16 protein-coding genes are annotated in these 20,523 nt (G+C 64.0%); 10 read left to right on the forward strand and 6 right to left on the reverse strand.

Going from position 1 to position 20,523, the window contains the following annotated elements; genetic code table 11:
* Window positions 1-113: 113 nt before the first annotated feature.
* The 6 genes from pgi to H2O77_RS05510 all read left to right on the forward strand — a co-directional run bounded on the left by pgi (window position 114) and on the right by H2O77_RS05510 (window position 9,136).
* On the forward strand, window positions 114-1,817 hold the full coding sequence (pgi, locus tag H2O77_RS05485; protein ID WP_215824116.1) for a glucose-6-phosphate isomerase: 1,704 nt from the start codon (window positions 114-116) through the stop codon (window positions 1,815-1,817).
* Window positions 1,818-2,082: 265 nt separating this feature from the next.
* Complete coding sequence (locus tag H2O77_RS05490) at window positions 2,083-2,835, forward strand: YqiA/YcfP family alpha/beta fold hydrolase (RefSeq protein WP_240548723.1); 753 nt, start codon at window positions 2,083-2,085, stop codon at window positions 2,833-2,835.
* 214 nt (window positions 2,836-3,049) lie between these two features.
* On the forward strand, window positions 3,050-4,930 hold the full coding sequence (gene parE, locus H2O77_RS05495; RefSeq protein ID WP_215824117.1) for a DNA topoisomerase IV subunit B: 1,881 nt from the start codon (window positions 3,050-3,052) through the stop codon (window positions 4,928-4,930).
* A 123-nt stretch (window positions 4,931-5,053) separates the two neighbouring features.
* On the forward strand, window positions 5,054-7,330 hold the full coding sequence (parC, locus tag H2O77_RS05500; protein ID WP_215824118.1) for a DNA topoisomerase IV subunit A: 2,277 nt from the start codon (window positions 5,054-5,056) through the stop codon (window positions 7,328-7,330).
* Between the two features lie 106 nt (window positions 7,331-7,436).
* Entirely contained in the window at window positions 7,437-8,648 is a 1,212-nt protein-coding gene (gene serB, locus H2O77_RS05505; RefSeq protein WP_131431580.1) for a phosphoserine phosphatase SerB, read from the forward strand.
* A 239-nt stretch (window positions 8,649-8,887) separates the two neighbouring features.
* Window positions 8,888-9,136: a TIGR02647 family protein gene (locus H2O77_RS05510; RefSeq protein ID WP_043335179.1), complete on the forward strand. Its 249-nt coding sequence runs from the start codon at window positions 8,888-8,890 to the stop codon at window positions 9,134-9,136.
* A 109-nt stretch (window positions 9,137-9,245) separates the two neighbouring features.
* Here the strand turns inward: H2O77_RS05510 and H2O77_RS05515 are convergent, their stop codons facing one another.
* Together H2O77_RS05515 and epmB are read right to left on the reverse strand one after the other, a co-directional pair.
* Window positions 9,246-9,605, reverse strand: coding sequence for a 5-carboxymethyl-2-hydroxymuconate Delta-isomerase (locus tag H2O77_RS05515; protein ID WP_043335180.1), 360 nt, complete (start codon window positions 9,603-9,605; stop codon window positions 9,246-9,248).
* Between the two features lie 125 nt (window positions 9,606-9,730).
* Window positions 9,731-10,963 carry an EF-P beta-lysylation protein EpmB gene (epmB, locus tag H2O77_RS05520; protein WP_215824119.1) on the reverse strand — a complete coding sequence of 411 codons (1,233 nt, stop codon included), beginning with the start codon at window positions 10,961-10,963 and terminating at the stop codon, window positions 9,731-9,733.
* Window positions 10,964-11,054: 91 nt separating this feature from the next.
* On the opposite strand from epmB, the gene efp reads away from it, so the two are divergent.
* Window positions 11,055-11,621, forward strand: a complete 567-nt coding sequence (efp, locus tag H2O77_RS05525; RefSeq protein WP_175089738.1) for an elongation factor P — start codon at window positions 11,055-11,057, stop codon at window positions 11,619-11,621.
* 239 nt (window positions 11,622-11,860) lie between these two features.
* Window positions 11,861-12,916, forward strand: a complete 1,056-nt coding sequence (gene epmA, locus H2O77_RS05530) for an EF-P lysine aminoacylase EpmA (RefSeq protein WP_215824498.1) — start codon at window positions 11,861-11,863, stop codon at window positions 12,914-12,916.
* 487 nt (window positions 12,917-13,403) lie between these two features.
* On the opposite strand, the gene asd is transcribed toward epmA, so the two are convergent.
* Both asd and H2O77_RS05540 read right to left on the reverse strand, forming a co-directional pair.
* Entirely contained in the window at window positions 13,404-14,321 is a 918-nt protein-coding gene (gene asd, locus H2O77_RS05535; protein ID WP_215824120.1) for an archaetidylserine decarboxylase, read from the reverse strand.
* Window positions 14,322-14,573: 252 nt separating this feature from the next.
* Window positions 14,574-15,437 (reverse strand): rhodanese-like domain-containing protein, encoded by an 864-nt coding sequence (locus tag H2O77_RS05540; protein WP_215824121.1) that lies wholly within the window; start codon window positions 15,435-15,437, stop codon window positions 14,574-14,576.
* Between the two features lie 611 nt (window positions 15,438-16,048).
* On the opposite strand from H2O77_RS05540, the gene H2O77_RS05545 reads away from it, so the two are divergent.
* Window positions 16,049-17,383, forward strand: a complete 1,335-nt coding sequence (locus H2O77_RS05545) for an NCS2 family permease (protein ID WP_215824122.1) — start codon at window positions 16,049-16,051, stop codon at window positions 17,381-17,383.
* Between the two features lie 145 nt (window positions 17,384-17,528).
* Here H2O77_RS05545 and rsgA read toward each other — a convergent pair whose 3' ends face one another.
* Window positions 17,529-18,539 carry a small ribosomal subunit biogenesis GTPase RsgA gene (rsgA, locus tag H2O77_RS05550; RefSeq protein ID WP_215824123.1) on the reverse strand — a complete coding sequence of 337 codons (1,011 nt, stop codon included), beginning with the start codon at window positions 18,537-18,539 and terminating at the stop codon, window positions 17,529-17,531.
* A gap of 183 nt (window positions 18,540-18,722) precedes the next feature.
* Here rsgA and orn point away from each other — a divergent pair, with 183 nt between their 5' ends.
* Window positions 18,723-19,295, forward strand: coding sequence for an oligoribonuclease (gene orn / locus H2O77_RS05555; RefSeq protein ID WP_107335235.1), 573 nt, complete (start codon window positions 18,723-18,725; stop codon window positions 19,293-19,295).
* 45 nt (window positions 19,296-19,340) lie between these two features.
* On the opposite strand, the gene queG is transcribed toward orn, so the two are convergent.
* Complete coding sequence (gene queG / locus H2O77_RS05560; RefSeq protein ID WP_225996436.1) at window positions 19,341-20,411, reverse strand: tRNA epoxyqueuosine(34) reductase QueG; 1,071 nt, start codon at window positions 20,409-20,411, stop codon at window positions 19,341-19,343.
* Window positions 20,412-20,523: the final 112 nt, after the last annotated feature.

Genomic DNA, 20,523 nt, shown 5'->3' on the forward strand with positions numbered 1-20,523 from the left:
CGCATTCGGCGCCCGTGACGCACCCGTCACGGCCGGCGGGTGATGCCTCCATCAATCGATTTCAGGCCGGGCCATGCAGGGCCGGTCATTACACTTCAAGGAGAGAGGTGGCCATGTCCACTCAATCAGCGGCACGTTCTGCGCGTCGTAATACCCAGGCCTGGCAGGCTCTCGCGCGCCATCATCAAGAGCAGATGGCCAATGTGCATCTGAAGGATCTGTTCGCCGAGGATGCGGCGCAAGGGCGTGACCGAGTGGCGACCTTCACGCGCTCTGCCGCGGGACTGCGTCTGGATCTCTCCAAGCAGCGCTTCAAGGGCGAAACCCTGGAGCTGCTGCTGGATCTGGCGCGCGAAACCGGCGTCGAGCAGGGCATCAAGCGCCTGCTGGCCGGTGAGCATGTCAATCGCTCCGAAGACCGTCCGGCGCTGCACGCCGCGCTGCGTCTGCCGCGCTCCGCCAGCCTGGTGGTGGACGGCGAGGATATCGTGCCGGCCATCCACGAGAGCCTCGAGCACCTGGCCGAGATGGTCGACACCTTCCACAGCGGCCAGTGGCGCGGCGCCACCGGCAAGCCGATCACCGACGTGGTCAACCTCGGTGTCGGTGGCTCGGACCTGGGCCCGTTGATGGTCTCCAGCGCCCTGAGCGATTGCCGTCCCAAGGACATCCACGAGATCGGCGTTCACTTCGCCTCGACCATGGATGGCTCCCAGCTGGCGGATTATCTGGAATCCTTCAGCCCGGAAACCACGCTGTTCATCCTGTCCTCCAAGTCATTCTCGACCATCGACACGCTGTCCAATGCCCGCACTGCCCGCGACTGGCTGAAGTCACGCCTCGACCCGGAAGGGCGCCTGGAAGCGCTGATCAACCGTCAGCACTTCATCGGCGCTTCCGCCAAGCCGGAAAAGATGACCGAGTGGGGCATCGCGCCGGAACACCAGCTGCTGTTCTGGGATTGGGTCGGCGGGCGCTATTCGCTGTGGGGCACCATCGGTCTGCCCATCGCGCTCAATGTCGGCATGGACAACTTCCGTCGCCTGCTGGCCGGGGCGCATGAGCTGGATGAGCACTTCCGCACCGCGCCGCTGGAAGACAATCTGCCGGTGCTGCTGGCGCTGGCCGGAATCTGGAACAACAACTTCCTCGATATCCGCGCCCACTCCATCCTGCCCTACGACGGTCGCCTGGAGTATTTCGCAAGCTACCTCGAGCAGCTGGAGATGGAATCCAATGGCAAGTCGGTGACCAACGATGGCGAGATGATCGATTACTCGACCTGTCCGGTGCTGTGGGGCCAGCTGGGGCCGAACGCCCAGCACGCCTTCTATCAGCTGCTGCATCAGGGCACCCAGGCGGTCGAGTGTGACTTCATCGCGCCGATGTGCCGTTATGATCACGTCGAGGACGCCGAGACACGCGCCCACCTCAAGGCACAGCACCGCTTGACGCTGGCCAACTGCTTCGCCCAGTCACGTGTGCTGATGCTGGGCGATGACGCCATCCCCGGTGATGAGGCGCAGCCGAACCACAAGCGCTACCGTGGCAATCAGCCGTCGACCACGCTGCTGCTGGAGACGCTGACACCGGAAACGCTGGGTGCGTTGATTGCGCTCTACGAGCAGAAGGTCTTCGTTCAGGCCACCATCTGGGATATCAACCCGTTCGATCAGTGGGGCGTGGAACTGGGCAAGCAGATCGCCACCGCCACCGAAGCGACCATGACCACCGGCGAAGGCTTCGAGACGCTGGATGCCTCCAGCCGTGCGCTGATCGAAGCGGTGTGGGCAGCCCAGGATCAGGACCCGCGCTGAGCCCAAGACGGATGTGAGTGAGTGTGTGTGTGAGTGAGGGCATGCTGATATGCCATGCAAGACGAGCGGCGACGTCAGTCGTCGCTCTCTGTTGATTTATACAGTATTCTCGCTATCCTATAAGCGAATCAATCGTTTACACTAGACAGCACGACGCGGACCGTCGAAAACCCTGCTTCCAGCGGATGAACGCTTGAGAGATGCCCAGCCATCTTGAGGCGTGGGAGGGGAGGTTTCGCGGTCTGACGTGTTGTCGGGAGTGCTGATGGCCAATTCCCCCTTTCCGTCAGATACGGCAGCGATGCACGCCACCGCGCCCGTCAAGGGTCTGCTGTATCTGCACGGCTTCAATTCGGCCAGTTGTTCGCCCAAGGCACGCTTGATGCAGCGCGCGGCAGAGCAGTTCGGCCTGCCGTGCGTGATGCCGGACATCCCCCCGGAGCCCGGCGCGGGTCAGGCGGCGGTCAACGCGGCCTATCTCACGTTGTGTGAGCGCCTGGCGCTGGACGCCGCAGACCCTGCCTGTGATGACGCCATCATGGTGATCGGCAGCTCCATGGGCGGCTTTCTGGCCACCTGGCTGGTCGCGCGTGAGGCCGCACGCCTCGAGGGGCCGGCAGGTCCCTCACAGAGCGTCTGGCGTCAGGGGCCGCGCAGTGTGCTGATCAATCCGGCCGTGCGTCCCGCGCGACTGGTCAGCGAATGGCTCGGCTCGGTGCATGCCAACCCCTATACCGGCGTGACGTTCACCGTCACCGAGGATTTCGGGCCCGGACTGCTCGCATTGGAAGCGGAACCGGTCACGGCGCAGCGCACCCTGGTGCTGTTGGCGACGGCCGATGAGACATTGGATGTCAATGATGCCGCAGGGCTCTATCAGGGAAGTCGCTTGATCATCACGCCGGGTGGCGATCACGGCTTTGCGCAGCTGGCGGAATACCTGCCGGCGATCATGGCGCATGGCGGGCACCGGCTGGCCCCCGCCACCGCAGCGGCGATGCATGTCGCGCCGGACTAGCAGGTCATGCGCGTGGTGCTTTCTGCTACGACACACCACGACCTGGCTGGGCACGGCACCTCTTGGCACGACATGGATTGGCACGACTTGGCAGGGCGTTCGATGCTGAACGCCAGGCGCCGGTCTCTCATTTTTCAGGAATCCGTTGTCCGTCTCGCGCACGTGAAATGGCGAGTCGGATGGCGGACGTCAACACCAAGGACACAAGGCTGCGATGAGTCAGTACAGCGCCAGTTCCATTGAGGTCCTCTCCGGCCTCGAACCGGTCCGCAAGCGGCCCGGCATGTATACCGACACTTCTCGGCCCAACCATCTGGCGCAGGAAGTCATCGACAACTCCGTCGATGAGGCGCTGGCGGGGCACGCGAAGGAAATCCGCGTGCGCCTGCTCGAGAATGGCGGTATCGAGGTCGGCGATGACGGTCGTGGCATGCCCACCGACATCCACCCCGAGCATGGCGTGACCGGCATCGAGCTGATCCTCACCAAGCTGCACGCGGGGGGCAAGTTCTCCCAGGACAGCTATCGCTTCTCCGGCGGCCTGCACGGCGTGGGCGTCTCGGTGGTCAATGCGCTGTCGACGCGTCTGGAAGTGGAAGTGTGCCGCGATGGCCTGCGTCAGCGCATCGCCTTCGAGAATGGCGAGAAGGCCGAGGAGCTGACCCAGATCGGCACCGTCGGCAAGCGCAATACCGGCACCCTGGTGCGCTTCTGGCCGGACGAGAGCTACTTCGACAGCCCGCGCCTGGCGATGCCGCGTCTGCGCCACCTGCTGCGTGCCAAGGCCGTGCTGTGTCCGGGCCTCAAGGTCATGCTCATCGAGACCGATGGCAGCGAGACGACCTGGTACTACGAGGATGGCCTGCGCGATTACCTGCTCGGTGCCACCGATGGCTTCGAACGCCTGCCGGAATCGCCCTTCGTCGGCCATTTCGAGGACGAGGAGCACGGGGTCGACTGGGCGATCCAGTGGCTGCCCGAAGGCGGCGAGCTGGTGCAGGAACCCTACGTCAACCTGATCCCCACGCCGCTGGGTGGCACCCACGTCAATGGCCTGCGCTCCGGTCTGCTCGAGGCACTCAAGGAATTCTGCGACTACCGCAGCCTGCTGCCGCGTGGCGTCAAGCTGAGCGCGGATGACCTGTGGGAGCGCGCCGCCTTCGTGCTGTCGGTGAAGATGCTCGATCCGCAGTTCGCCGGCCAGACCAAGGAGCGCCTGTCCTCGCGCAGCGTCGCCGCCTTCGTCTCCGGCGTGGTCAAGGACGCCTTCTCGCTGTGGCTCAACCACCATGTCGATCAGGCCGAAGCGCTGGCGGAACTGGTGATCTCGGCGGCCCAGCGCCGCCTGAAGAGCGCCAAGAAGGTCGCGCGCAAGAAGGTCACCTCCGGGCCTGCGCTGCCGGGCAAGCTCTCGGACTGCTCAAGCTCCGACCCTGCCGACAGTGAGCTGTTTCTGGTCGAGGGTGACTCCGCCGGCGGCAGCGCCAAGCAGGGCCGCAACCGCGAGACCCAGGCGATCCTGCCGCTGCGCGGCAAGATCCTCAATACCTGGGAAGTCGAGTCGCATGACATCTACTCCTCCCAGGAAGTCCACGACATCGCGGTCGCCATCGGCCTGGACCCGGGCTCGGATGACCTCACCAAGCTGCGCTATCACAAGGTCTGCATCCTGGCGGATGCCGACTCCGATGGTCTGCACATCGCCACGCTGCTGTGCGCGCTGTTCGTGCGTCACTTCCCGGCGCTGGTGGATGCCGGGCGCGTCTTCGTCGCCATGCCGCCGCTGTACCGCATCGATCTGGGCAAGGAAGTGCATTACGCCCTGGACGAGAGCGAGAAGGCGCACATCCTCAAGCAGCTCGAGAGCAAGCGTGGCACGCCCAATGTGCAGCGCTTCAAGGGTCTGGGTGAGATGAATCCGCTGCAGCTGCGGGAAACGACCATGGCGCCGGACACCCGCCGTCTGGTGCAGCTGACGCGCAGTGCGGATGACGGCACCCACGAGATGCTCGACATGCTGCTGGCCAAGAAGCGCGCCAGTGATCGCAAGAGCTGGCTCGAGGACTACGGCAACATGGCCGACATCGAGGTCTGATCATCGTGAGCTTCGAGCGCAGCTGAGCTTCGAAAGCCAGACAAGCTGCGCGACAGCATTCTTTCGGGAGCGCCACAGTCAGGCGCTCCCCGGTTTTACGCTCGTAATCAAGGTCAAGCGCCCATGAGCATGGATATCCAGGTCGCGGAGGGTGACGTCGAACGTCTGGCCCTGCGCGACTACACCGAAAAGGCGTACCTCGACTACTCGATGTACGTGATTCTCGACCGCGCCCTGCCGCATGTCGGCGATGGCATGAAGCCGGTGCAGCGCCGCATCGTCTACGCCATGCGCGAACTGTCCCTGACGGCCAACGCCAAGTACAAGAAGTCGGCGCGTACCGTCGGCGACGTGCTGGGCAAGTTCCACCCCCACGGCGACAGCGCCTGTTACGAGGCGATGGTGCTGATGGCGCAGCCGTTCAGCTATCGCTATCCGCTGGTGGATGGTCAGGGCAACTGGGGTAGTCAGGATGACCCCAAGTCCTTCGCGGCCATGCGTTACACCGAATCGCGGCTGTCGAAGTACTCCGAGGTGCTGCTGTCCGAGCTCTCCCAGGGTACCGTCGACTGGGTGCCCAACTTCGATGGCACCATGAACGAGCCCAAGGTGCTGCCGGCGCGTCTGCCCAATGTGCTGCTCAACGGCACTACCGGTATCGCGGTGGGCATGGCGACCGACATCCCGCCGCACAACGTGCATGAAGTCGTGGCCGCCACCCGCCATCTGCTGCGTCATCCGGACTCCGACAGCGATCAGTTGATGGAGTACCTGCCGGCACCGGACTTCCCCACCGAGGCGGAGATCATCACGCCGCGCACCGACCTCGCCAAGCTCTACCGCACCGGTCGTGGCAGCGTGAAGATGCGCGCCCGTTATGTGCTGGAGGAGGGCGATATCGTGATCACTGCGCTGCCGTATCAGGTCTCCGGCGCCAAGGTGATCGAGCAGATCGCCGCCCAGATGCAGGCCAAGAAGCTGCCGATGGTCGCGGACCTGCGTGATGAGTCCGACCACGAGAACCCGACGCGCCTACTGATTCAGCCGCGCTCCAATCGTGTCGATATCGAAGGCCTGATGGCGCACCTGTTCGCCACCACGGACCTCGAGAAGAACGCACGCGTCAACATGAACGTCATCGACCTCAATGGGCGCCCGCGGGTGATGGCGCTGCACGAGATGCTCGCCGAGTGGCTGCGCTATCGTCGCGCCACCGTGCGTCGTCGCCTCGAGCATCGTCTGGCCAAGGTCGAGGACCGTCTGCATATCCTTGAGGGTCTGCTGACGGCTTATCTGAATCTCGACGAGGTGATTCGCATCATCCGCGAGGAGGAAGACCCCAAGGCCAGCCTGATCGAGACCTTCCAGCTCTCCGAGCGTCAGGCCGAGGCGATCCTCGAGCTGCGTCTGCGTCACCTGGCACGTCTTGAAGAGATGAAGCTGCGTGGCGAGCAGGACGAGCTCAAGCGCGAGCGCAAGCACCTCAAGCATCTGCTGGGCAATGACGAGGCGCTGACAGACCTGATCGACAGTGAGCTTGAGCAGGCCGCCACCGACTTCGGCGATCCACGCCGCTCGCCGCTGGTCGAGCGCGGCGAAGCCAAGGCGCTGTCGGAAGTCGAGCTGATGGGCGCCGACCCGATCACCGTCGCGCTGTCCGAGAAGGGCTGGATCCGCGCCGCCAAGGGGCATGATATCGACCCCGAGGGCCTGTCCTACAAGGCCGGCGACCGCTTCCATCTGGCGGCGCGCGGCAAGACCAATCAGCCGCTGGTGCTGCTGGATGACACCGGGCGTGCCTACACCCTGGCCGCGCACAATCTGCCCAGTGCGCGCGGGCAGGGCGAGCCGATTACCGGGCGCATGAATCCGGCGGCGGGGGCGGCGATGGTCGGGCTGCTGCTCGATGCGCCTTCCGCGCGCTATCTGCTGGCCTCCGATGGTGGCTATGGCTTCGTGACCACGCTCGAACAGCTGACCGGCAAGAACAAGTCCGGCAAGGCGGCGCTGACCTTGCCGCGCGGCTGTGCGGTGCTGCCGCCGGTCGAGGTGCCGACAGTGCCGGAGGCTGCCGATGGCACGCCCGCGGCCTTGGAAGTGGCGGTGGTGTCCAATGAAGGGCGCTTACTGGTCTTCCCGCTCTCCGAACTGCCCGAGATGTCCAAGGGCAAGGGCAACAAGATGCTGTCGATTCCGGGCGAACGCGCCGCCAACCGCGAGGAGTTCGTACGCTCGCTGGTGGTCTTGCCCGCCGGCGCGACCCTGGTGGTGCATGCCGGCAAGCGCAAGACCCTGCTCAAGGGGGCGGATCTCGATTATTATCGTGGCGAGCGTGGCCGCCGCGGCAGCAAGCTGCCCAAGGGCTTCCAGAAGGTCGACCGTCTGGCCGTCGATAGTTGAATCCGGGCCGGATGGCCTGGCTTGTTAGCTGAGGTGCGTCGGCGTTGACGCCGACATGCCCCGTGGGCGACACCTTGATGATTCATTGCTCAGGAATGATTTTCCAATGACACAACGTATCTTGATCCGTGCCACCGGTACGGCTCGTCCAGGACAGCTGGCAGGGCTTGGTCAGGCGCTGGCGCGCAGCGGCGCACGACTGCTGGACATCAATCAGAGCGTGACCTTCGGGCTGGTGTCGCTGGAAGCGCTGGTGGCTCTCGGCGCGGAGTCCGATCTGGAGGCCGCGCTGGCCGCCGCCGGTGAACAGCTGGGGCTGGATGTGCAGGCCGTGCAGGTCGGTGCTGAAGAATATGCGCGCTGGAGCCATCAGGCGGAGCGCCCACGCTGGATTCTGACGCTGCTGGCGCCGTGTCTGCCGGCCGGCATTCTGGCCGAGGTCGGCGGCCTGACGGCCGAATTCGGCATCACCGTCGAGCTGATGCATCGTCTGTCGGGGCGTGAGCCGCTGGATGGCGAGTCACCGGCCGAAGGCGCCTGTGTCGAGTGCTGGCTGCGCCTGCCGGAGAGTGGCACCGACATCAACGCCCTGCGCGAGAAGGCGCTGGCGCTGGGCGCGCTGCACGGTGTCGACATCGCGATCCAGGAAGACGATATCTGGCGTCGCCATCGTCGCCTGATCTGCTTCGACATGGATTCGACGCTGATCCAGACCGAGGTGATCGACGAGCTGGCGCGTCGTCACGGTGTCGGCGAGGAAGTCTCGGAAGTCACCGAGCGTGCCATGCGGGGCGAGCTGGACTTCAAGGAAAGCTTCCGCGAACGCATGAGCAAGCTGGAAGGCCTGGATGAGTCGGTGCTGGCCGATATCGCCGCCAATCTGCCGCTGATGGATGGGGTCGAGCGCCTGATGGCCAACCTCAAGGCGCTGGGCTATCGCACCGCGATCCTGTCCGGCGGCTTCACCTACTTCGCGCGTCATCTTCAGCAGCTGCTGGGTTTCGATGAGATCCACGCCAATGAGCTGGTGATCGTCAATGGCAAGGTCACCGGTGAAGTGCGCGAGCCGATCGTCGATGCCGAGCGCAAGGCGCTGCTGCTGCGCGAGATCGCCGAGCGTCATGGCCTGCGCATGGAGCAGACCATCGCCGTCGGTGACGGTGCCAATGACCTCAAGATGCTGGCCGAGGCGGGGCTGGGCATCGCCTTCCGCGCCAAGCCGCTGGTGCGTGAGCAGGCGCGCCAGTCGATCTCGACCCTGGGCCTGGATGCCGTGCTCTACCTGATGGGCTATCGCCAGCAGGATCTCGAGCACTGATCCGTGATTCAGCCGCTGAACCCCTGCGCTGAGTGACAAGTCAGTGTGTGAGTGGCAACGCCCCCATCGCCGCCGCGATGGGGGCGTTGTCGTCTGGTCATCTGGCCGCAGAATAGTCCCAAAGCAGCAATGCGCTTTCGGGTGTGAGGGCTAGACTGGAGGGGAAGCGCCGACGACTCGTCGCTCGTCAGTTGACGCCATACTGAAACGCCACTCGCCACGCCGTCAGGAGTTTGCCCATGCCGTCACCCTATGACGATGAACTGCACCTGCTGTGCCTGTTTCCGCATGATGCCGCCCTCAAGGGTTTGAAGATTCGCCACGATGCCAGTCCCGACATGGTGGCCGCCGCCGAGCGTCTGCATGCCAAGGGATTGACCACGCTGCCGGATGGCGGCTATCTGACATCGGTGGGCCGTGAGGCCGCCGAACACGCCCATCGTCTCAATGACCTGCTTCACGTCCCGATGGCCATGACGGGCACCTGAGTTAGCCCGTTGGCTGAATCGCTGATCGCGAGAAGGAAAAACGCCCCGTGGCTTTCGGCCACGGGGCGTTTTCGTCTGCGGGCTCAGGGGCGCTGAGTCACCTGTGCGCTCAGGCCTTGTGCTTGCGATAGGTCGCGCGGGTGATCTCGACGATCTCCACGCTGACTTCGCGGGCCGCCTCGCAGTGAGGCTTGAGGGCCTCCATCAGGATATCCGCCAGGCGCGACTTGTCGTCATCGCTGCGGCCTTCCAGCTGGTGGCAGTGCAGATTGACGAAGCCGTGCTTGTGCGCCAGCGGTGCCTGATTGCCGGCCAGACGCCAGTGGCGCCAGCTTTCCGCGCGCACCTTGATGTCGGTTTCCTTGAACAGGCCACTTTGCATGGCAGCGGCATGCAGGTCATCCATGATCGCGTCCATGTCGAGGCTGGGGGCCAGACTGTCGGCATAATCAATGACGAGATGAGGCATGTGATGGGCTCCTTGAGCGAGGCCACGCCTCTCGGGGCGTGTGCCGGTGATGAAATTGGCCAGCGATAGTAGCAAATTTTGTGCAGCACGCCGCCTGTTGTTGCCTCACGCTGCCAGTGCGCCATTCACGCGCTGGCGATGATACCCGTCAGGTTGAGCGAAGATGGCTCGCGCTCGTCGCCCGCAGGGGAAGACGCCGAAGGGCCAGTGGCGGCGTCGACTCCCGGATGTGTCTTGGACACCGTGGGCTTGGACACTGTGGGCTTGGACACAGGGGGCTTGGATAGAGGTGTCTTGGAGCGTCGTCCGGGCACTTCACGTACCAGGCGCGGCATCAGGAAGCCGGGCAGGTGCTCAAGCAGCGCTTCCATCAGGTTGCAGGCCTCTTCATCACTGACCGCGAAGTGTGCGGCGCCCTGTACGGGGTCGAAGGCATGCAGGTAGTAGGGCAGTACGCCGCACTCGAAGAGGCGCTCGGCGAGGGCCGTCTGCACTTCCACGCTGTCATTGACGCCGCGCAGGATGACGCCCTGGTTGAGCAGGGTGACGCCGGCGCTCTTGAGGCGAGTCATCGCGGCAGCGACGGCGTCGTCCAGCTCGTTGGCATGGTTGGTGTGAATGACCAGCACCTTCTGCAGGCGCGTGGCACCCAGCCAGCCGAGCAGCTCGTCATTGACGCGGTCCGGAATCACCACCGGCAGGCGCGTGTGGATGCGCAGGCGCTTGAGATGCGGGATCTCGCCCAGCGACTCCACCAGCCACGCCAGGCGCTTGTCGGGCGAGACCAGCGGGTCGCCGCCGGACAGGATCACCTCGTGGATGCGCTCGTCGGCGCGCAGGTAGTCGAGGATATCCTGCCACTGCGCGCGGCTGGGCTGATGGTCGTCATAGGGGAAGTGACGGCGGAAGCAGTAGCGGCAGTTGATCGCGCAGCCGCCGCTGGCCATCAGCAGCACCCGATTGGTGTACTTGTGGATCAGCCCCGGCAGCGGCGTATGCTCGGCCTCTTCCAGCGGATCGGTGACGTAGCCGTCGAGCACATCGGTCTCGGCGTCCAGCGGCAGCACCTGGCGCAATAGCGGGTCGTCGGGGTCATTGGCGCGGATGCGGCTGGCATAGGCCTCGGGCACGCGGATCGCGAACAGTTCATGGCCGTCACGGGCGCCCGGCAGCCATTCGCGCTCCAGTCCCAGGCGCTCCAGCAGAGCCTGTGGAGAGCGGATCACGTCGCGTAGCTGTGCACGCCAGTCATTCGGGGCAGACGGGGCTTCAGCGGCAGATGAGAAGGCCTCTGAGGCACGACTTTCGTGGCTGGTGTGCGGGATGGTATGCAAGGATGCAGGGGTTCGGGTTATCATGCGCATCACTTCTAGTCATGATTGCAGCCAATTGACTGCAATCTGGAATTCATGGCGGGCAAGACCCGTTAACGAGTCGAGAGCGAGCAAGATGGCCAACTATTCTACCAACGAATTCAAGTCCGGTCTGAAAGTGATGCTGGACAATGATCCCTGTGCCATCGTCGATAACGAACTGGTCAAGCCGGGCAAGGGCCAGGCCTTCAACCGCGTCAAGCTGCGCAACCTGAAGACCGGTCGTGTATGGGAGCGTACTTTCAAGTCCGGCGAGAGCATCGAAGCCGCCGATGTCATGGAAGTCGACATGGAATACCTCTACACCGACGGTGAGATGTGGCACTTCATGCGTACCGATGGCTCCTTCGAGCAGTATGCTGTCGATGGCAAGGCACTGGGCGACAACGTCAAATGGCTGAAGGAGCAGGTCGTCTACACCATCACGCTGTGGAACGACAACGCGATTGCCGTGACGCCGCCGAACTTCATCGAACTGGAAGTCGTCGAGACGGACCCGGGCCTCAAGGGCGATACCGCCAACGGTGGCTCCAAGCCGGCGACCCTGTCTTCCGGTGCCGTGGTGCGTGTGCCGCTGTTCATCAACCAGGGCGAAGTCCTCAAGGTTGACACCCGCAGCGCCGAGTACGTGTCTCGCGCCTGAGCCCTTTCGCTCACGTCGTGAACACCCTGATGCCTCGCCTCGTGCGGGGCATCATCGTTTGTGCTGCTCATTCGTGCTCCTCATTTCTGCTGGTCAGTCGTGCAGGGTGATCGTGTCGATCAGCCCTCGCGGTTGGCCAATGCCTCCCGCTGATCCCTTCCTCGAGCCTGTCCATGTCTGATGCCGATTCTTCCGCCGCTGCTTCACCTCTCTCAGCCGCTGCCGCGCCAGGCGCTGCCCTGGCAGAGGACTGGGCGCCCACTGTCACGCGCGAGCGGCTCGTTCAGCGCGCGCGTCTGATCAGTGAGGTGCGCACCTTCTTCGCCGAGCGTGAGGTGCTGGAGGTGGAAACGCCGGTGCTGGGGCAGGCCGGGTCGACGGATGTCGGTCTCGCGTCATTGTCACTGACCGCGCAGTTGCCGGGCGAGCGTGAGCGCGTGCCGATGTGGCTGCAGACATCGCCGGAATTTCACATGAAGCGCCTGCTGGCAGCCGGCAGCGGGCCGATCTTCCAGATCGCGCGTGCCTTCCGTGATGGCGAGGTCAGCCGCCGCCACAATCCCGAGTTCTGCATGCTGGAGTGGTATTGCCCCGGCATGAGCCTTGAGGCGCTGATGGCGGAGACCTGCGAGCTGATCCGGCGCGTGATGGCGCTCGGGGCACAGTTGACCGGACAGCCGTCGCTGCTCAGTGAGTCTCAAGACGCCCAGGCCAGGCCTGCCATCACGCCTTACCGTGCACTGTTTCGCCGTCTGCTGGCGCTGGACCCCTTCACGGCCTCGCTCGAGGAGCTGCGAGCCGCCTGTGCGCGAGAATGTGAGGTCGCGGCTGACGACTGGTCGCATGAGACATGCCTGGATGCGCTGATGAGCCTGGTGATCGAGCCGACCCTTGGCTCAGGGTCACAGGGAGCAGAAGCACAGGGACGAGCCACCGTGGAGCTGGTCACCGAGTATCCGGCCGCGCAGGCTGCCTTGGCGCGCAAGCATCAGGACAGTGAGGGCGATTGGGTGGCGTCGCGCTTCGAGGCCTACGTGGCGGGCATCGAACTGGCCAACGGCTATGACGAGCTGACCGATGCCAGCGAGCAGGCGGCGCGCTTTGCCGAAGACAATGCCGCGCGAGTCGCCCAGGGTCTGCCCGAAGTGGCGGCGGACCAGCGTCTGGTGGCGGCATTGCAGGCGGGAATGCCCGCGGGGAGCGGGGTGGCGCTGGGGCTGGATCGCCTGATCATGCTGGCGCTGGGAGAGCGCGATATCTCGGCGGTCATCGCTTTTCCGGCATCACGTGCTTGAGAGCCGGCATGAGAGGCAGATTTTGATGTGATTTGCGTGAATCCCAGCGTTTATTGCCAACACGCTTGCCGAGCGTGCGTCGACTAGACTGGAGAGGTCAGCATGGAGGGTTGGCGCTTGCCGGCGAAGCCCGCAGGCAAGGTGATGGCAGGACCAGGGCAATGGTCGCAGCGGGTCTTCTTTTATCGGGCATGGTGAAAGAAGGCGACAGATGATGTCTCGAACCCTCGGAGCCTTCGAGGCATCATCCGGCAGTCGCGTCGTGAGAGCGTGACGCCCGTCATGGAGGACTCTGATCTGTTTGGGCACTGAAGGTAGTGATCACCCCGATGGCAGCGTTCATCGCGGGGCAAGGCAAGAAGGCGAGGGGCGCGGTCAGGCTCCTGTCGTTAAAAAGGGAAGCCAGAGGCTTCCCTTTTTTTATGCCCGGATTTCATGTGCGGGCTTTATGCGCGAGTGTCGTGCTCGCGCTGCGCCATGCCTGACCTTATTTCTCGTCTGTGGCCGGCGTGTCCTGCACCGTCTCTGCCGCATGCTCTTCTGACTCGGTCGGGGCCGGCGCTGTCGCAGACGGGCGCATGCCGAGTGACTGACCCATGCTGACCTTCTGGCCCGGTGTCAGGGCGTCATCGAACTCGACGCTGTCCGGGAAGCACATCACCACGGTGGAGCCGAGCTGGAAGCGGCCCATCTCGGCGCCATGTGCCAGCTCGATGAGCTGATCGAAACGGGTCGTCTCGACATCACCGGAAAGCGGCGTGACCTGACCGCTCCAGACGGTCTTGATCGCCGCGACGATCATCGCGCCCACCAGCACCATGGCCATCGGGCCGTGTTCGGTCTCGAAGATGCACACCAGTCGCTCGTTGCGGGCGAAGAGGCCCGGCACGTGCTTGGCGGTGGCTTCGTTGACCGAGAACAGACGCCCCGGAACATAGGCCATCTCAACCAGACGACCGGCCACCGGCATATGGACGCGATGGTAGTCCTTCGGTGACAGATAGACGGTGGCGAAGCGACCGTTGCGGAAGGGCGCGGCACGCTCTTCACTGCCACCCAGCAGCTGGGTCAGCGAGAACGCCTGACCCTTGGCCTGTACCAGGGTGCCGTGGTCGATGTTGCCGAACTGGGACAGTACGCCATCGGCCGGTGACACCAGGCCTTCGCCGATGGGGCGGGCGTCCGCCTTCAGGGCGCGGGTGAAGAAGTCATTGAAGCAGGCGTAGGCCCGCGGATTCTCCTCGAGCGCCTCGTTCATGTTGACGCCGTAGGCCTTGATGAAGCGCTCGATGAAGGTGTTCTTGACCCACGGATTGGTGCAGGCGGCGACACGGCCGATGAGGCGTGAGATCAGGTGCTGGGGCAGTGGGTACTGGCTCAGGGAAAACAGCTTGGCGCGATCCACGATGGCGATCCTTGCAGGCACTTTCAGGAATGAAAAGCCCGCTCCTCGAGAGGGCGGGCGTTGGCCGGCAACAGCGGCGGCCAGCAGTTGGGCTGCACCTTAGCCCATCGTCAATAACGGCTCAAGCCTGCGAATTGCCGCAGCAGCGGGCCTGGCGACAGTTGCCAGGCAGGCCATGCGTGTCATCCCGGCATGGCCTGCATTGGCGTGCTGGCGCTCGAAAGAGGCATTCCAGTCTGCGATCAAGCGCCTTCAGCGTTCGATGGGCGTGTCGTCACGGTTGCCCCATTCCTTCCAGGAGCCCGGATAGGCGCGCACATCGCTGAAGCCCAGCGCCTGACCCACCAGCCAGGTCAGGCCGGAGCGGTGATGGCTCTGGCAGTGCGTCACGATGTGCTGTTCGGGGTTGAGGCCGCGAGCGCCCAGTTCGGTCAACAGCTCCGCATAGTCGCGGATACGCAGGTTGCGCTCACGGTCCATGGCCTCGGCCCACTCGAAATGCACGGCGCCCGGAATATGGCCGAGGCGAGCGTTCTGGCCCTTCTCGCCGCGATATTCCTCCGCGGAGCGCGCATCCCAGACCACGACGCTTTCCTGCGGGTCCTCGGCCGCCAGCCGATCGAGAATGTCTTCCCGCGTCGCCATCACGCTGGTGTCCATGTAAGCGGCGTGATACTCGCTGGGGCTCCAGTCGCTGGCGGTGTCGCTCAACGGGAGGCCATCGCCTTGCCATGCGTGCAGGCCACCATTGAGGTAGCTATAGCGGGTATGGCCGAGCAGCGCCAGGGTCCACAGCAGGCGTCCGGCCCAGCCGCCGCCTTCATCGTCATAGGCCACCACATGGCTGTCGCGGGTGATGCCAAGGGCTGACATCACGTCAGACAGTGCCTCGGGGCTCGGCACGCCGGGAATGTCGTCATCATTGCTGCCGACCAGCTGCTTGAAGTCGAGCAGGCGAGCGCCGGGCACATGACGCGCATGGCTCTCGGCTTTGAGTGGCACGTCGACGATCACGATATCAGGATGGTCGAGCATCTCCGCGAGCTGCTGCGGTTCGACGATCAAGGGCAGCAGGTCGGCTTCCGAGGGGGAAGGGTGTGAAGAATCGTGAGACATGGCGTAATCCTTGCTTCTACGAAGAGAGTGATCCTTCCGGCATCATGGCACGTCGGCTGGCACTGTGGTCAAGTCACTGTGGTCAAGTCACTACGATCAAGACATGCAATCAAGTGACTGCGGCGAGGCGAAGTGTCACCGCGCCAGATTCCTTGCCATCTTGTCCCCTGAAACGACATGTTTTCAGTATAATGCCGCGCGTCACATTCCGGGGCGAACGTGTGAATGCCCAGTGCGCACGCATAACGGTACAGACGTGGACGACGCGTGTGCCAGCAGGGCACAGTGCGCGCCATGACCTGACCTTCTGGGCAGGCTTCTGATCAACTGGCGAGGCCAGCCAGTAGCCCTAGCAGCCAGTAGATCCAGTAGGTCTTGTCGAAAGAAGCGCTTGTTTCAGTGCAGCGGGCCTGGGGCGAATGCCACATTCTGGCCCTCGGGAGCACCCTCTTCGCGGCCCCAGGCAATACACTGTCTATAGCCAGTGGCGCTGCTGCACTCTTCGAGTGCGGTACGGGCGCTCAACGTGTGTCATTTCGGTGCAGCGTGTCGGCGACCCGTCGACGCTGAGCTGCTACTCAATCGCTTCATCCTGAACGGGAGTCATCATCTTGCTCGAGCGCCTATTCTCACTGCGTGCCGAAGGCACCACGACGCGCACGGAAGTGCTGGCGGGCATCGCCACCTTCATGGCGTCGATGTACATCATCGTGGTCAATCCCGGCATCCTGTCAGCCGCCGGCGTGCCATTCAGTGCCGCCCTCACGGCGACCGTGCTGGTCAGCTTCTTCGGCAGCCTGATGATGGGCCTGTACGCGCGCAACCCGATCCTGGTCGCGCCGGGCATGGGCATCAATGCCCTGTTCGCCTACACCATGGTACTGGGCGGTGGCATGAGCTGGGAGGTCGCGCTGGGCTGCGTGTTCTGGGCCGGCGTCATCTTCGCGGTACTGGCCATGTTCAACGTGCGCCGCCTGGTGATCGATGCGATTCCCGCCCAGCTTCGCTACGCCATCGCCTGTGGTATCGGCCTGTTCATCACCTTGATCGGTCTGGTGAATGCCAAGCTGATCGTCTCCAACCCTGTCACCGTGGTCAGTGTCGCGCCGATGACGCCCTCGCTGGTGGTCTTCCTGCTGGGGCTGGCGCTGACCGCCATCCTGGTCGCGAAGCGCATCCACGGCGCTCTGATCATCGGCATCATCATCACGACCCTGATGGCGACCACCATCGGGCGTCTGTGGGGGGATGGCAGTGCCTACTTCCCGCCGGAGATCGCTCAGCCGACGCTGGTCAACTTCACCGGTATCTTCGCTGCGCCTGATTTCAGCGGCCTGCTGGCGCTGGATTTGCTCGGCTCGCTCAAGGTGGCCTATGCGCCGTTCATCTTCGTCATCCTGTTCACGGTGTTCTTCGATGCGCTCTCGACCTTCATGGCGGTGGCCGAGGCGGGCAATCTGAAGGACGAGAATGGTGACCCGCGCAATATCCGTCGCTCGATGATGGTCGATGCCTTCTCGGCGCTGGTGTCCGCGCCACTGGGTACCAGCCCGGCGAATGCCTACATCGAATCGGCGGCCGGTATCAGTCAGGGCGGACGCACCGGGCTGGTCGCGGTGGTGGTGGCGCTCTGCTTCCTGCCGTTCCTGTTCCTGGCACCGTTGCTGTCGCTGGTACCGTCCATCGCGACTGCCCCGGCGCTGATTCTGGTCGGCGTGTTCATGATGGAGCCGATAGGCAAGATCCACTGGCACCAGTTCGATGATGCGATTCCGGCCTTCATCGCCATGGTGATGATTCCGCTGACCTATTCCATCACCCACGGTATCGTGTTCGGCTTCCTGAGTTTCGTGGTCATCAAGCTCGGCGTCGGCAAGGCGCGCGAGATTCGCCCGACCATGTGGGTGCTGTTCGCGCTGTCACTGCTGTTGTTGCTGGAAGGCTAGGCTTCGAAAGCGGCAGTGATGTGTCTCGAGGCTGTGATGTGTCTCGATGATGTGATGTATCTCGAGAGTGTCGAGCATGAAAAAGCCCCGCCAGGCAGTGACTGCCTGGCGGGGCTTTTTGTTGACGGCTTTTGATAGCGCCTGATCAGCTCTCGGTCAGCGAGAGCAGAATCTTCTTGTAGCTCTCGAAGCGCACGCGGCCGATCTCACCGTTGTCCACGGCCTGAAGCAGGGCGCAGCCCGGCTCCTTCTCATGCTTGCAGTCGCGGAAGCGGCAATAGCCGAGATAGTCGTGGAACTCGCGGAAGCCGTCGGTGACCTGCTCGGGAGTCAGGTGTACCAGGCCGAATTCACGAATGCCAGGCGAGTCGATCAGGTCACCGCCATCCGGCATGTGATAGAGCCAGGCGGTGGTGGTGGTGTGCATGCCTTGGCGTGATTCGGTTGACAGCGGGCCGACACGAACCTCTTCCCTGGGCAGCAGCATGCCGATCAGGGATGACTTGCCGACGCCACTCTGGCCGACGAAGACCGAGGTGCGGTCGCTGAGCTGGGCCTTGAGGGCGTCAAGCCCCGACTCGCCACGCGTGGTGCAGGCGACGACTTCGTAGCCGAGCGCTTCATAGCGCGCCAGCAGGTCGCGCAGCTCACCGCCGCTTTCCGGCAGCAGGTCGACCTTGTTGAGCACCAGCACCGGCGTGATGCCGGTGGCTTCCGCGGCGATCAGATAGCGGTCGATCAGGTTGGGCTGCGGGGCGGGTTCGGCGGCGAACACGATCAGGATCTGGTCGATGTTGGCCGCCACCGGCTTGAGCACGCCGCGCATGTCGGGGCGTTCAAGCTCGGTGGTGCGTGCGCCACGCGCGACGACGACGCCGCTGGCATCGCTGGCTTCGCGCCAGATGACCCGGTCACCGGTGACCAGCGTCTCGAGGTTGGCGCGCAGGTGGCAGCGGTGCAGGCTGCCGGATTCGCTCTCGACTTCCAGGCTGCGCCCGTAGTGGGCGATGACACGGCCATGCTGCTCCGGGCCATATTCGCCGGCGTCGAGCTTGTCGCGGTCCTGCGTCTCGCGCTTCTCGGCGCGCTTGGTACGCTCGGCCTGCACCTTCTCGATTCGCCATTGCTGCTGGCGGCTTAGCTTGCGTTTACTCATGCTTGGCTGGTGACTCCGGTCGCCGTTCGTTCGCCAGGGATGGGAGAGTCTTCCCCCATTTGCGGCGCGATTGTACCCTTTGCGCCCTCGGGTGTCGTGCGACGCCCCGGGATGGCGTGTGATACTGCTGTCATCGACTGGCGTCCCGCGCCATTCCATCATCTGCTCAGCAAGGAGTGACCCATGGCAAATCCCACCGCGCAGGCCGACCGCCTCATCTGGATCGACCTGGAAATGACCGGTCTCGACCCGGCGCGTGAGCGCATCATCGAGGTGGCCACGCTGGTCACCGACGGCGACCTCAACCTGATCGCCGAAGGCCCGGTGCTGGCCGTGCATCAGCCGGACAGCCTGCTGGAGGCGATGGATGAGTGGAACACGCGCACCCATGGTGAATCCGGGCTGGTGAAACGCGTCAAGGAAAGTCAGATAGATACCGCCGAAGCCGAACGCCAGACCCTCGAGTTCCTGGCCCGGCACGTGGCGGCAGGCGCCTCGCCGATGTGTGGCAACAGCGTGCATCAGGACCGCCGCTTCCTGCAGCACGAGATGCCGTTGCTGGAAGAATTCTTCCACTACCGCAATATCGATGTCTCGACCCTGAAGGAGCTGGCCAAGCGCTGGAATCCGGCCGCGCTCGACGGCTTCAAGAAGCGTGCGACCCACCAGGCGATGGACGATATCCGTGAGTCACTGGCGGAGCTTGCGCATTACCGCAAGACCTTCCTCAAGCTGACCCAGCAGGGCATCGTCTAAGTATCGCTCCTCAACTCAAATCGATAGCCCACGAGGCAACGGCTCTCAAAGCGCGGTGGCCAGACGGGCGCCGCGCTTGATGGCCTGCTCCTTCAGCGCCCAGCGCACATGCTCGCGCAGTGGCTCGCTGGGGTAGGCCAGACGGGCGCGCAGCACATGCTCGACCTGCTCCGACCAGGGCGCGTTGCCCAGCCCGATGGCGATGTTGGAGAGCCACTTCTCGTAGCCGATGCGCCGAATCGGGCTGCCTTCCGTCTTGCTGAGGAATTCCTGCTCCCCCCAGCAGAACAGGCGGATCAGCTCGATGCGATCCAGATCATGACGCGGCGAGAAGTCCGTCTCCTGGGTCGCCTTGGCGAAGCGTGTGAAGGGGCAGAACAGCTGACAGTCATCGCAGCCGTAGATGCGGTTGCCCATCGGGCGACGGAATTCCTCGGGGATGGCGCCATCGAGCTCGATGGTCAGGTAGGAGATGCAGCGCCGCGCATCGACGACCTTGTCCTCGACGATGGCATCCGTCGGGCAGGCGACCTTGCAGGCGTTGCAGCTGCCGCAGTGTTCCTTTTCAAAGGGGGCGTCCACCGGCAGGGGCAGGTCGGTGTAGAGTTCGCCCAGAAAGAACAGGCAGCCGGCCTGCTGATTCATCAACATGGCGTTCTTGCCGAACCAGCCGATGCCGGCCTTCTGTGCCAGGGCGCGCTCCATCACCGGGGCGGAATCGACGAAGGCGCGATAGCCGAACTTGCCGACTTCCTTCTCGATCTGCTTGGCCAGGTTGGCCAGTCGCTTGCGCATCAGCTTGTGGTAATCACGCCCCAGCGCGTAGCGTGACACATAGGCGCGTTCAGGTTGGCTGAGCACCTGAGTGGTCTCGACCTCAGGCGGCAGGTAATCGAGGCGCACGCTGATGACGCGCAGTGTCCCGGGCACCAGCTCCTCAGGACGAGTGCGCTTGGTGCCGTGCTTGGCCATGAAGTTCATCTCGCCGTGATGGCCATTGGCCAGCCAGCGCTCCAGATAGGCCTCGTGGGCCGAGAGGTCGACATCGGTGATGCCGACCTGCTGAAAACCCAGCTCGCGCCCCCATGTCTTGATGCGCGTCGCCAGTTCCGCCATGGCCTGTTCATCGGCGGCGGGGCTCCCGGTGTCGGCAGGTGAAGCGGCGGCGGTGGATGAGTGCGGAGCAGACATGGGGGTTCCAGCGAGATCGAGGGCAGAGGCGCGCCAC

The organism is Cobetia sp. 4B (genome assembly GCF_018831605.1).
In the GTDB taxonomy this organism is placed as follows: domain Bacteria; phylum Pseudomonadota; class Gammaproteobacteria; order Pseudomonadales; family Halomonadaceae; genus Cobetia; species Cobetia amphilecti.

What these genes read in the sequence shown, in the direction of transcription:
- pgi (WP_215824116.1), top strand. Translation starts at nt 114, where the DNA reads ATGTCCACTCAATCAGCGGCACGTTCTGCGCGTCGTAATACCCAGGCC.
- H2O77_RS05490 (WP_240548723.1), top strand. Translation starts at nt 2,083, where the DNA reads ATGGCCAATTCCCCCTTTCCGTCAGATACGGCAGCGATGCACGCCACC.
- parE (WP_215824117.1), top strand. Translation starts at nt 3,050, where the DNA reads ATGAGTCAGTACAGCGCCAGTTCCATTGAGGTCCTCTCCGGCCTCGAA.
- parC (WP_215824118.1), top strand. Translation starts at nt 5,054, where the DNA reads ATGAGCATGGATATCCAGGTCGCGGAGGGTGACGTCGAACGTCTGGCC.
- serB (WP_131431580.1), top strand. Translation starts at nt 7,437, where the DNA reads ATGACACAACGTATCTTGATCCGTGCCACCGGTACGGCTCGTCCAGGA.
- H2O77_RS05510 (WP_043335179.1), top strand. Translation starts at nt 8,888, where the DNA reads ATGCCGTCACCCTATGACGATGAACTGCACCTGCTGTGCCTGTTTCCG.
- H2O77_RS05515 (WP_043335180.1), bottom strand. Translation starts at nt 9,605, where the DNA reads ATGCCTCATCTCGTCATTGATTATGCCGACAGTCTGGCCCCCAGCCTC.
- epmB (WP_215824119.1), bottom strand. Translation starts at nt 10,963, where the DNA reads ATGATAACCCGAACCCCTGCATCCTTGCATACCATCCCGCACACCAGC.
- efp (WP_175089738.1), top strand. Translation starts at nt 11,055, where the DNA reads ATGGCCAACTATTCTACCAACGAATTCAAGTCCGGTCTGAAAGTGATG.
- H2O77_RS05540 (WP_215824121.1), bottom strand. Translation starts at nt 15,437, where the DNA reads ATGTCTCACGATTCTTCACACCCTTCCCCCTCGGAAGCCGACCTGCTG.
- rsgA (WP_215824123.1), bottom strand. Translation starts at nt 18,539, where the DNA reads ATGAGTAAACGCAAGCTAAGCCGCCAGCAGCAATGGCGAATCGAGAAG.
- orn (WP_107335235.1), top strand. Translation starts at nt 18,723, where the DNA reads ATGGCAAATCCCACCGCGCAGGCCGACCGCCTCATCTGGATCGACCTG.
- queG (WP_225996436.1), bottom strand. Translation starts at nt 20,411, where the DNA reads ATGGCGGAACTGGCGACGCGCATCAAGACATGGGGGCGCGAGCTGGGT.